Origin of the sequence: Thalassotalea sp. LPB0316 (assembly GCF_014898095.1) — a bacterium.
Lineage (GTDB): Bacteria > Pseudomonadota > Gammaproteobacteria > Enterobacterales > Alteromonadaceae > Thalassotalea_G.
The window spans coordinates 2,392,483-2,404,873 of sequence record NZ_CP062946.1; the positions used below are offsets into that span (position 1 = coordinate 2,392,483).

The 12,391-nt window shown below is 41.0% G+C and carries 10 protein-coding genes; 4 read left to right on the forward strand and 6 right to left on the reverse strand.

The features are described 5' to 3' along the window. Nucleotides 1–9: 9 nt before the first annotated feature. The 5 genes from yfaE to ubiG form a co-directional block, all read right to left on the reverse strand. Entirely contained in the window at nt 10–273 is a 264-nt protein-coding gene (gene yfaE / locus LP316_RS10645; RefSeq protein WP_193021037.1) for a class I ribonucleotide reductase maintenance protein YfaE, read from the reverse strand. Between the two features lie 41 nt (nt 274–314). Continuing rightward, nucleotides 315–1,445, reverse strand: a complete 1,131-nt coding sequence (gene nrdB / locus LP316_RS10650; RefSeq protein ID WP_193021039.1) for a class Ia ribonucleoside-diphosphate reductase subunit beta — start codon at nt 1,443–1,445, stop codon at nt 315–317. A 107-nt stretch (nt 1,446–1,552) separates the two neighbouring features. Further along, nucleotides 1,553–3,823 carry a class 1a ribonucleoside-diphosphate reductase subunit alpha gene (nrdA, locus tag LP316_RS10655; protein ID WP_193021041.1) on the reverse strand — a complete coding sequence of 757 codons (2,271 nt, stop codon included), beginning with the start codon at nt 3,821–3,823 and terminating at the stop codon, nt 1,553–1,555. 357 nt (nt 3,824–4,180) lie between these two features. Then, nucleotides 4,181–4,882, reverse strand: a complete 702-nt coding sequence (locus LP316_RS10660; RefSeq protein ID WP_193021043.1) for an HAD family hydrolase — start codon at nt 4,880–4,882, stop codon at nt 4,181–4,183. Then, on the reverse strand, nt 4,879–5,586 hold the full coding sequence (gene ubiG, locus LP316_RS10665) for a bifunctional 2-polyprenyl-6-hydroxyphenol methylase/3-demethylubiquinol 3-O-methyltransferase UbiG (RefSeq protein WP_193021045.1): 708 nt from the start codon (nt 5,584–5,586) through the stop codon (nt 4,879–4,881). Before ubiG ends, LP316_RS10660 begins: the two co-directional genes overlap by 4 nt. A gap of 101 nt (nt 5,587–5,687) precedes the next feature. Between ubiG and LP316_RS10670 the strand changes: the two genes are divergently transcribed. Both LP316_RS10670 and LP316_RS10675 read left to right on the forward strand, forming a co-directional pair. Continuing rightward, nucleotides 5,688–6,959 carry an APC family permease gene (locus LP316_RS10670; protein ID WP_193021047.1) on the forward strand — a complete coding sequence of 424 codons (1,272 nt, stop codon included), beginning with the start codon at nt 5,688–5,690 and terminating at the stop codon, nt 6,957–6,959. A gap of 140 nt (nt 6,960–7,099) precedes the next feature. Then, nucleotides 7,100–7,633: a DUF962 domain-containing protein gene (locus tag LP316_RS10675; RefSeq protein ID WP_193021049.1), complete on the forward strand. Its 534-nt coding sequence runs from the start codon at nt 7,100–7,102 to the stop codon at nt 7,631–7,633. Nucleotides 7,634–7,746: 113 nt separating this feature from the next. Here the strand turns inward: LP316_RS10675 and LP316_RS10680 are convergent, their stop codons facing one another. Further along, nucleotides 7,747–8,001, reverse strand: coding sequence for a TIGR02922 family protein (locus tag LP316_RS10680; RefSeq protein ID WP_193021051.1), 255 nt, complete (start codon nt 7,999–8,001; stop codon nt 7,747–7,749). Between the two features lie 403 nt (nt 8,002–8,404). Between LP316_RS10680 and gyrA the strand changes: the two genes are divergently transcribed. Both gyrA and serC read left to right on the forward strand, forming a co-directional pair. Next, nucleotides 8,405–11,107 carry a DNA topoisomerase (ATP-hydrolyzing) subunit A gene (gyrA, locus tag LP316_RS10685; RefSeq protein ID WP_193021053.1) on the forward strand — a complete coding sequence of 901 codons (2,703 nt, stop codon included), beginning with the start codon at nt 8,405–8,407 and terminating at the stop codon, nt 11,105–11,107. A gap of 198 nt (nt 11,108–11,305) precedes the next feature. Beyond that, nucleotides 11,306–12,391: a 3-phosphoserine/phosphohydroxythreonine transaminase gene (gene serC / locus LP316_RS10690; protein WP_193021055.1), complete on the forward strand. Its 1,086-nt coding sequence runs from the start codon at nt 11,306–11,308 to the stop codon at nt 12,389–12,391.

A 12,391-nucleotide genomic window follows, 5' to 3' on the forward strand; every position in this document is an offset into this window, starting at 1 on the left:
GCCAAGGGGTTAATCGATGCTCACGCGAATGTCTGAAACAGGTTGACAGCAACAGGCTAGAATTTCACCTTCGCCGACAAAAGCGAGTGGTTCGCCATGGGGATACGCTACTTGACCTTCTTCTAACGTGATTCGGCAAGCACCACAAAATCCATCGCGGCAGTGAAAATGCACTTCGACATTGGCCGCCTCTAGGCAGTTCAATATCGTTTGATGTGATTCAAGGTAGGTGACAGTAATGTCACCTACTTGAATATTGACTCCGTTAGCCATGTTGTTTGCGCTCAGGTAATCGCAATAACAAAAGCAATGGCTTATAAGTCGAAATCATCGAAGTCGTCAGATGAAACTTCTGAGTCGACTTGACCAACTAAATAACTTGAAATCTCAGTTTCTTGAGGAGCAACTTGAACATTATCGCTCACGAGATACGCGTTCATCCATGGCAATGGGTTACTCTTAACAGCAAACGGTGGCTCGAAACCAATTGCTGCCATACGTTGATTACTAATGTACTCAATATATTGGTTCAATATTTCAGCATTTAAGCCGATCATTGAACCGTCCTTAAACAAGTACTGAGCCCATTCTTTTTCTTGTTCAACAACATCTAGGAAAATTTGTTTACCTTGAGCGGCAAACTGCTCAGAAATTTCCTTCATTTCAGGATCATCTTTGCCTGACATCCAGTTATTCAAAATGTGCTGAGTACCTGTTAAATGCAAAGCTTCATCACGTGCAATTAACTTGATGATTTTTGCATTACCTTCAAGCAACTCACGTTCAGCAAAAGCAAATGAGCAAGCAAAGCTGACGTAGAAGCGAATTGCCTCAAGCGCATTAACCGAACAAATCGCCAAGTATAGTCGCTCTTTTAATTTACGCTCAGTCACTTCGATAGTGTTACCATCAACCTCGTAACTACCTTCACCTTGAGACTGCAATAATTGAGTCGTCAGAATAACATCATCAAAGTACTTTGCGATGCTTGATGCGCGTTTTAAAATCGCTGGGTTTACTACAATGTCATCAAACACTTCACTTGGATCAGTAAATAGGTTACGTAAAATGTGCGTGTAAGATCTCGAGTGAATGGTTTCACTAAAAGCCCATGTTTCAATCCACGTTTCTACTTCCGGCAGTGATACCAATGGCAACAAAACGGCGTTTACTGAACGTGCGGCCATTGAATCAAGTAGTGTTTGATACTTGAGGTTTGAGATGAAAATATGTTTTTCAGAAGGTGTTAATGATTGCCAATCGGCGCGATCTTTAGATACATCGACTTCTTCAGGACGCCAGAAAAACGATAATTGTTTTTCAATAAGCTTTTCAAACGCCATAAAACGCTGTTGGTCGTATCGAGATACGTTAACGCTATTACCCAAAAACATTGGCTCTAATAAAGCATTATTTGGTTCTTGGTTAAACGTAGTGTAGGCCATTGTGTACTCCGAAAATTACTTGGCAATTATTATTATATTTTTTAAACGAAATAGAGTGATTTATACAAAACCACAGTAACTATAATCACTACGGTTTTGCTACTGAATTAGATCTTACAAGCGCCGCCTGCACAGCCATCATCTTCCTCAATTTGGCCGTCTGCTGCACCATCACGGGTGTTGTGATAGTAAAGGGTCTTTACACCAAGCTTGTAAGCCGTTAGCAAGTCTTTGATGATTTGCTTAACAGGGACTTTACCGCCTTCAAAGCGCGAAGGATCGTAGTTAGTGTTGGCAGAAATTGTTTGGTCAATAAATTTCTGCATAATGCCAACAAGCTCTAAGTAACCGTCGTTTGAAGGAATATTCCATAACAGTTCATAGTTGTCTTTGAGCTTTTTATACTCAGGCACAACTTGCTTTAAAATACCGTCTTTACTTGCTTTAATTGAAATTAAACCGCGCGGTGGTTCAATGCCGTTAGTCGCATTTGAGATTTGAGATGACGTTTCTGATGGCATCAATGCCGATACCGTAGAGTTACGCACGCCGTGCTGTTTAATACTTTCGCGTAAACCTTCCCAATCTAGGTGTAATGGTTCAGCAGTGACTTTATCAATCTCTTTTTTGTAGGTATCAATTGGCAGGATACCTTGGCTTAACTTAGTTTCGTTAAATTTAGGACACGCACCTAACTCTTTCGCTAAGTTGTTTGATGCTTTCAATAAGTAATATTGGATCGCTTCAAATGTGCGGTGAGTCAGGTTGTTAGCACTACCATTAGAGTAGAACACGCCATTTTTAGCTAAATAATAAGCGTAGTTAATGACACCTATACCTAAGGTACGACGCCCCATAGTTGCATTGTGAGCTGCTGGTACAGGGTAGTCTTGATAATCTAATAGACTATCTAATGCGCGAATAGCTAAATCCGCTAAACCTTCAAGTTCATCTAATGAATCGATAGCGCCTAAGTTAAAAGCCGATAACGTACATAGTGCAATTTCACCTTCAGGATCGTTAACATCGCTTAATGGCTTAGTTGGCAAGGCAATTTCTAAACATAAGTTCGACTGTCTAATCGGCGCTTGCTCTGCAATAAATGGACTGTGCGTATTGCAGTGGTCAACGTTTTGTAAATAAATACGACCTGTACTTGCGCGCTCTTGAGCGAATAAGCTAAATAATTCTAACGCCTTAATGCGCTTTTTGCGGATCGACTCATCTTGCTCGTATTTAAGGTATAACGCTTCGAATTTGTCTTGATCTTCAAAGAACGCATCGTATAAACCAGGTACGTCACTTGGGCTAAATAGCGTAATCGACTCGCCTTTGATCAAGCGTTGATACATTAATTTGTTAAATTGAACACCGTAATCTAAATGACGAACTCGGTTTTCTTCAACCCCACGGTTGTTCTTCAATACGAGTAAGCTTTCAACTTCTAAGTGCCACAAAGGATAGAATAGGGTAGCAGCACCACCGCGAACGCCGCCTTGAGAACAGCTTTTAACCGCTGTTTGGAAGTGTTTGTAAAATGGGATACAACCTGTATGGAAAGCTTCACCATTGCGAATAGCACTTCCCAAAGCGCGAATACGACCCGCGTTGATACCAATACCAGCGCGTTGTGATACGTATTTTACAATCGAACTCGATGTTGCGTTAATTGAGTCTAAGCTATCGCCACATTCAATCAATACACATGATGAGAACTGACGTGTTGGCGTGCGTACACCGGCCATAATTGGCGTAGGTAATGAAATTTTAAAGGTTGAAATTGCGTTGTAGAAGCCTTTGATGTAATCGAGGCGTACTGCTTTGTCATACTTGGCGAATAAACAAGCCGCCACTAACATATATAAAAACTGTGCGCTTTCGTATATTTCACCCGTAACGCGGTTTTGTACCAGGTATTTACCTTCTAATTGCTTGACTGCAGCGTAGCTGAAGTTTAAATCGCGCGAATGGTCGATAAATGCTTCCATCGCTTCAAAATCTTCTTTGCTATAGTCTTGGGTTAAGTGCTGGTCATACTTACCCAATTCAACCATATTTAATACGTGCTCGTATAATTTGGGTGGTTCAAACTGGCCGTAAGCTTTTTTACGCAAGTGGAAGATCGCTAAACGAGCAGCTAAGTACTGATAGTCTGGTGACTCTTCTGAAATCAAGTCGGCAGCCGATTTGATAATTGTTTCATGAATATCTTCAGTTTTAATACCATCGTAAAACTGAATGTGCGATTTAAGTTCAACTTGAGACACAGAAACATCTTCGAGATTTTCTGCTGCCCATGCGATGACTTTGTGAATTTTTTCAAGATCAATGGCTTCTTTCTCACCATTGCGTTTTGTGACGAAGAGGTTGCTGTTCATGAAAGTCCTGTAAATCTTTTGTTATTGTTGTTCTATTAAAGATTGTTAACGAGAATCCTATATAGTGTGCTGAATAAATCTTAAACACAAGATATAGGGCTGATTCAAATTATAATCACAAGATAATGGGGTTTAGTACGGTTTGCAAGGGTAAAAAGATGACAATTTTTCACCTGTAAAACACACTGGTCAATCTTGTTAGTAGTAACTAACTTAGCAGTACGTCAAACGATAGCTATTGTAAAAACGCAACTGTTATTTTGATAAATTTCTATTAATAGAATTATTTAAATTATTTTACCTGAACTTTTATACACTTTTGTAATAAGAAGAATTAAATTCTTTTAAAACAAATGATTAGCTTGTTTGGTTATAGTTTGTGCGATCTGCTGTAAAAATAATCTGATGCAAATCTTCGGTAGTTTTGGCGAAAATATCAGCATGCCATTGGTTACATTTTGCATGATCTAAAATATAACCCCAGCCGGCAATTACCGTGGTCATATTTGCAGCGTTACCTGCTTCGATATCTCGCGGCGCATCTCCAATATAAAGACAATTTTCTGGTTTAACGTTGAGCGCTTGACAAGCGACGTGCATAGGTAATGGGTCTGGCTTTTTCTTAGCGAGTGAATCACCGCCAAGATTTATTGCACTGTCCGCTAACAGCGGGAAGTGCGGCAATAATTCATTCGTTAGGCCGATAGGCTTATTAGTGATGATCCCCCAAGGGATAGCTGCTTGAGAAAGTGATTGAAGGGTATCTTCAAGACCAGCGTAAATTTTAGTGTGTGTCGCGATATTCTGTTGGTAATACTCGAGAAACTCTGCCCGCAATTGCTCGTAGTCGTAATTATCAAGTAAATCACCAAAGCCCAAACGCAATAGCCCCAATGCGCCATCGGAGGCAACAGGTCGGTAATCATTTGGCGCAACGAGCGGCAATTGGTATTGCGTTAAAACGAAGTTGAGCGCCGCACCCAGATCGTCAGCTGTATCTAAAATCGTACCGTCTAAGTCGAATAGGACGGCTTCTATCGGATGGTTAACTTTCTTCATAGCTTTTTACAACACAAAATGTAATTAACGTCTAGACCAGGTGCTAGCTTGTGGTTTTCGGTGATAGGATTGTAATGTATTCCCGTTGCATCAACACATTTTAAATCATATTGTTCTGCCCAGCCGATTAGGGTTGATGGGCGAATAAAGCTGTCGTGGTGATGAGTCCCCTCTGGTACTATTTTTAATACCTTTTCTGCGGCAAAGATTGCTAATAAATAACTCTTAATCGTTTTATTCAAGGTTGAAAAAAACACATAACCACCAGGCTTAACCATATCGCTACAGGCTTTGATAATTGACTCAGGATCCGGTACGTGCTCTAACATTTCCATACACGTGACAATATCGTAGGTTTGTGGATTAGTTTGTGCTTTTTCTTCAGCGGTAATTTTTTGATAATCAACTTTAGTACCGCTTTCAAGGGCGTGAAGTTTAGCAACGTTAAGCGGCTCTTCTCCCATATCGATACCGGTGACATCAGCACCAAGCTTAGCGAGGCTTTCAGCGAGTATACCGCCACCACAACCTACGTCGATTGCTTTTTTACCGAATAATTCGCCAACGTGTTGAATAATGAATTGGCGGCGTAACGGGTTAATTTGATGTAACGGCTTGAAATTGCCTTCTAAATCCCACCATTCATGGGCGACTTCTTCAAATTTGGCAATTTCGGCGAGATCAACATTTACTTCTTTAGACATTTCGGTTGGCTTATTTGGTAATTTTTCGTTAGATTCTAAAACAATTAAGCTAGCTCGCAAAGCTGTGAGTTAATAAAAACAACAATAAATAAGAAAGCCCTATGTCTGAAAATAAATTTAAGCGAGTTATCGGCCGGCTAGGTGTAGCTGCGCTCGCTATTAATGGCTTAATTGGTGCGGGTATTTTTGCCTTACCGTCAGCAGCAGCAGGAATAGCAGGGCTGTTTAGCCCTTGGATGTTTTTACTGTGTAGCCTGTTGATGGCCACTATATTGCTGTGCTTTGCTCAGCTTTCAGCTGGCTTTGACGATAATGGTGGGCCAGTCGCCTATACCGAGAGAGCCTTTGGCCATCAACTGGCATTCCAAACGACTTGGCTTTTATATATAGGTCGCGTGACCGCACTTGCTGCCAATGCTAACGCCTTAGTTTTTTACTTGTCGCAGTTTTTTGTCATGTTTGCTGAGCCATTATATAAAGGTATTGCGATCGTTTTTATCCTGTGCTCGCTAGGCGGCGTCAATATATTTAATGCGGCCAAAGCAATGCGTATTATTCATGCTATTACGCTAATTAAGTTGGCTCCGTTACTGCTGTTTATCGGTTTTGGCATCCCCTATTTAACAGCCGAAATATTTGATCTAGCGACTATCGAGCAAGTAACCGATTTTGACGGTGCATTGCTGCTACTTATATATGCCTATATCGGCTTTGAGGGGGCGGTAGTACCTGCAGGGGAAACCAAAAATCCCAAGCAACAAATTGCCAAGGCATTGATTGCGACTTTGCTTGCCACGAGTGTGTTGTACTTTTTTATCCAATGGGTAAGCGTCAGTGCGATTACCGAGCTTAGCGCGTCGAAAACACCGATGTCTGATGTCGCGTATATTACAATGGGGCAAGCGGGACTTGTCATCATGACACTCGCTGCAATCTTTTCGATTAGTGGTAATCTAACGGTCGTTATATTTACGGCTTCAAGAATGACACAGAGTCTAGCACAGCTTGGCCAGTTACCAACTTGGTTTGCTAAATCACATGACGTTGAGAATAGCCCAATCCACTCCACGTATTTTCTCGTAGTGCTTGCAGGGGGACTCGCGTTAACCGGCAGTTTTGTATGGCTTGCTATAATCAGTAGTTTAGCGAGGTTGATTGGTTTTGTTATCTCGATTGCCGCTTTAATTAAATTACACGATGATTTTAAACAAGCAGGTCACTGGTTTTTACCAGCAGGTAAAATACTCCCCTTAGTGTCACTGTTAGTATGTGGCTGGTTAAGTATTCAAGCTAGTGTTACTAGTTGGTTAATGACAGGTTTATTCATGCTCTTAGGCTTTGCTTTATTTCATTGGAATAAACGAGTACAGTAAATGGTCAGATGAGTTGATATGAATGATAGGATACGTTAGCTTTGTATTGAAACAGAAAAATAGCGTATCGGTTTTGTTCATATTGAACGGAATTCAACAAATTAAAAAGATAATAATAGTATGAATAAATGGGGGCAGTGATGAAATCGATTGTAGAACAATTATCAACCTACAAGAGTGTTCATTTAAATAAGAAAAACGTGAGAACACATTTTTTTGGTGTGCCACTCATTGTTATGTCAGTCATGGTACTGATCAATATGTTAAATATTACTTGGCGATCAGACAGCAACGAGGTAACTTTGCCACTGATGCCTGTAATAGCGCTATTAGTCGTGCTGTATTATCTATTACTCGATGTAAAAATTGGCCTAATAGCGACCTTATTATTTGCCCCTGTTTACTGGGCTGCGATTAATATCAGTGCACTTCCTAATGCGGCTTGGTGGGCTTTAGGGATTTTTGTCATAGGTTGGATTATTCAATTTGTTGGTCATGCGTATGAAAAAGCGAAACCGGCGTTTGTTGATGATTTAAATCAACTATTAATAGGCCCGTTATTTTTGGTATCTGAAGTGGTCTTTGCTCTGGGAATGAATAAAGATATGGAGCAGGAAGTTACAGATATTGCTCGCGATAAGCGCCGTGCGTTTGAGAAAGCGAAATTAACTTAGGGTGAAATACGCGACTTTTATGATCGCAAGTGCTTAACTTTCTCAAGTACTTGCGATATACCGATAACTATGGCGCTGTTGCTACTCGAACTCAATAAGGGCTAATGAGACTTCTAGTGACATGAAGCAAGTGCTTGACCTTGCATGTTAGTCGCATCATTTGGCAGGATTCTGTCACCAACCTTATTTAGCACATTAATTTTTCCTTCACATACCGCAATCACTGATTTTCCCTCTTTATAGCACTCAGGCAAGACAATACGGCCATTTGGTGAAACCTTAAATGTTTTTATATCGTGTTTGATCACTAGCGATGCTTCTTCGTAATAAATGACGGTTACTAGCTGTTGATGATTTAATTCACTCACTTTGAGTCCATTGGGGGTTATTGAATCGATTAAGTGATTTTAGAGAAAATACTTAACCCGTTTGTGTTTCTTTGATACCTTGGTGTTTCAGGTTGTAATCAGGGTAAATATGACGCTGTGAAACCTAAAGATTTAGTGGCTTTGATTGATTTTTGAACCATTATTTTTATTATTTACAATCTTTAAATTTTTAGGAAAAATTAGTGTTTGTTTTAATTGTTTAAATTCATATGGTTAGGCGTAATTCATAGGGGTTTAAATAGAGGCTTGAAATACGCGCTAATCCAGTACAAAATGGTTGTCTATTTTGAGTGTGGCTTTACACTTTTTTGTGTTAACATTCACACCACATAAAATTATAAAAATTTCGAAATTTTTCAGTATTTAGGGATACCATCTATTTATGACCGATCTGGCAAAAGAGATTGTTCCAGTCAATATAGAAGATGAACTAAAAAGTTCATATCTAGACTATGCAATGAGTGTAATTGTTGGTCGTGCGTTACCAGATGTACGTGACGGCTTAAAACCAGTACATAGACGCGTGCTGTATGCGATGAATGTACTCGGTAACGATTACAATAAACCATATAAAAAATCAGCTCGTGTAGTCGGCGACGTAATCGGTAAATATCACCCGCATGGTGACACAGCAGTTTACGATACTATTGTGCGTATGGCACAGCCGTTTTCACTGCGTTACATGTTGGTTGACGGCCAAGGTAACTTCGGTTCAGTAGACGGTGACTCAGCCGCTGCGATGCGTTATACCGAAATTAGAATGGCGAAAATTTCTCATTCAATTTTGGCTGATCTCGAAAAAGAAACTGTCGACTTTGTACCTAACTATGACGGCACCGAACAAATTCCTGCAGTCATGCCAACCCGCATTCCCAACCTGTTGGTAAATGGTACTTCTGGTATCGCAGTAGGTATGGCAACTAATATTCCGCCGCACAATTTAACGGAAGTGATTAACGGCTGTTTAGCGCTTATCGATAATGATGAATTAACGATAGATGAGCTAATGGAATATATTCCGGGCCCTGATTTCCCAACGGAAGGTATTATCAGTGGTAAGGCCGGTATTGTTGAGGCTTATAAAACAGGCCGTGGTAAAATTAAGATCAGAGCTCGTGCTGAAATTGAAGTGAATGAAAGCACGGGCAAAGAAACTATCGTGGTTCACGAATTACCTTATCAAGTTAACAAAGCTCGCCTTATTGAAAAAATGGCGGAGTTAGTAAAAGAAAAACGCCTTGAAGGTATTTCAGCCCTGCGCGACGAGTCTGATAAAGACGGTATGCGTATGGTTATCGAAGTAAAACGCGGTGACGTTGGTGAAGTTGTCTTAAACAACTTATACAAATTAACGCAAATGCAAGTTTCTTTTGGCTTAAACATGGTAGCGCTAGCAGATGGCCAACCTAAGTTGTTTAACCTAAAAGAAATGCTCGAAGCATTTTTACTTCATCGCCGTGAAGTTGTTACTCGCCGTACTATTTTCGAATTGCGAAAAGCACGTGACAGAGCCCACATTTTAGAAGGCTTATCTATTGCTTTAGCCAATATCGACCCGGTAATCGAATTAGTTAAAAGCTCAGCAAACCGCAAAGAAGCGGAAGAGAAGTTAATTTCTCAAGGCTGGGCTTTAGGTAATGTACAAGGCATGCTTGAAGCTGCCGGTAACGATGCTGCGCGCCCTGAATGGTTAGAGCCACAGTACGGTATTCGCGATGGTTTATACTATTTAACACCTGAGCAAGCTAAAGCGATTGTTGACCTACAACTATACAAGTTGTCAGGTATGGAACATGAAAAGATTCTAAGCGAGTACAAAGAGTTATTAGACTTGATTGCAGAGCTATTGCATATTCTTGCAAGCCCTGCGCGCTTAATGGAAGTGATCAAAGAAGAGCTCGAAGTGATCAAAGCCGACTTTGGCGATGAACGCCGTACAGAAATTACTTCTGCTTCTCATGACATTTCATTAGAAGACTTGATTAATGAAGAAGATGTCGTAGTGACACTTTCTCATGAAGGTTACGTTAAGTACCAAGCGTTATCAGATTACGAAGCGCAACGTCGCGGTGGTAAAGGTAAGGCAGCGACTAAGATGAAAGATGAAGATTTCATAGAACGTCTATTGGTTGCCAATACCCATGATACCATTTTGTGTTTCTCTAATCGCGGTAAATTGTACTGGTTAAAAGTTTACCAGTTGCCATTGGCAAGTCGCACGGCTCGTGGTCGTCCGATAGTTAACTTATTGCCACTAGAAGCAGATGAGCGTATTACTGCAATTTTACCAGTACGCGAATACGAAGAAGACAAGTACATTATTATGGCAACGGCTTCGGGTACAGTGAAGAAAACACCACTGACCGCGTACTCTAACCAAAGAGCTAACGGTATTATTGCCTTAAACCTTCGCGATGACGATACGTTAATTGGTGTCGATATCACCAATGGTGAAAATGACATCATGTTATTCTCAGACGAAGGTAAAGTTGTGCGCTTTAACGAGAAACAACGCGATAGTGAAACTGGTGCAGTAAAACTTGATCCTGAAACCGGCGAAGAGCTATTAGCACTGCGTCCTATGGGACGCACAGCAACGGGTGTTCGTGGTATTAACCTAGAAGAAGGCCAAAAAGTGGTATCACTAATTGTGCCTAAAAACGAAGGCCCGATTCTAACTGTCACTGAAAACGGTTACGGTAAACGCACTGCAATTGAAGAGTACCCCGCGAAGAGTCGAGCGACTAAGGGCGTTGTTTCAATCAAAGTGAGTGAGCGTAACGGTAAGGTGGTTGGCGCCGTACAGGTTGAAGAAAACGATGAAATCATGATGATCACTGATAGCGGTACCTTAGTTCGTACTCGTGTCAATGAAGTGAGCGTGATTGGACGTAACACTCAAGGTGTTCGTTTAATTCGCACTGCAGATGATGAGCATGTTGTTGCGCTTCAACGCATTGACGAAATCGAAGAAACTGATGAAGTTATCGAAGGTGAAGTTGAACAAGTAACTGATGCGGAAGACGCAACAGATACAACTGCGCCACAAGCTTCAGCAGATGATTCTGCAGAAGGCGACGCCTAAGCGCCTAATAATAAAATAAAGATGGGCGGTTTATCCGCCCATTTTTTTTGCTGACAAATGCCGTAATCGCCCAATAGTTTGTGTGGGTTCTGCTAACGGTTAAGTGATAATTACTCCGAGATTCCATGCTCGCTACGCTCCTTGGAATGACGAGAAGTTACTCTTTGGAGTAACGTTTACATATAAAGGAAATAATAAATGTCTGGTGTATTTAACTTTTGTGCCGGCCCTGCGATGTTGCCAACGCCAGTAATGGCACAAGCACAGCAAGAGCTGGTTAATTGGCAAAATCTTGGTGTTTCTGTGATGGAAATTAGCCATCGCAGTACAGAGTTTATTGAGGTAGCAACTAATGCAGAGCGTGATCTGCGCGAACTGTTAAATATTCCTGATAATTACAAAGTCTTGTTCTGTCATGGCGGTGGCCGTGGTCAGTTTTCTGCTGTGCCATTAAACCTCTTACCTAAAGGCAAAAGTGCTGACTATATCGTGACGGGTTCCTGGTCAAAAGCGGCAGTAGCAGAAGCAGAGCATTATGGCGATATTCGGATCATTAACGCTGTCGAAGAAGTTAGTGGCCAGCAACAAGTAACAGACGTTAACACTTGGGATTTAGACCCGAACGCAGCCTATGTTCATTATTGTCCGAATGAAACTGTTGACGGTATTGAAATGTTTGAGATCCCCGATACTAAAGGCATTCCGTTAGTGGCTGACATGTCTTCAACCATACTTTCAAGGCCAATCGATGTCAGTAAATTTGGTGTTATTTACGCGGGGGCTCAGAAAAACATTGGCCCATCTGGCTTAACGCTAGTGATAGTGCGTGATGACTTGTTGGGTAACGCCCGTAAAACCACACCGGCAGTGCTTGACTACACCATCACTGCAGCTAAAGAATCAATGTTTAACACGCCACCAACTTACGCATGGTATTTAGCAGGCTTGGTATTTCAATGGTTAAAAGCGCTTGGAGGCGTTGACAAAATAGAACAAACCAATATTGAAAAAGCCGAAAAACTATATCAGTTTATTGATCAAAGCGATTTTTATATCAACCGGGTAAACAAGCAAAATCGCAGTCGAATGAATGTACCGTTTTGGTTAAAAGACGAGTCACTAAATAGTGCGTTTTTGAGCCAAGCACAAGAAAATGGTTTACTGGCTTTAGAAGGCCATCGCAGCGTCGGTGGCATGCGTGCGAGTATATACAATGCCATGCCTTTAGCTGGTGTTGAAGCATTGATTAGGTTTATGAGTAGATTTGAGCAGGAGAACAAATAA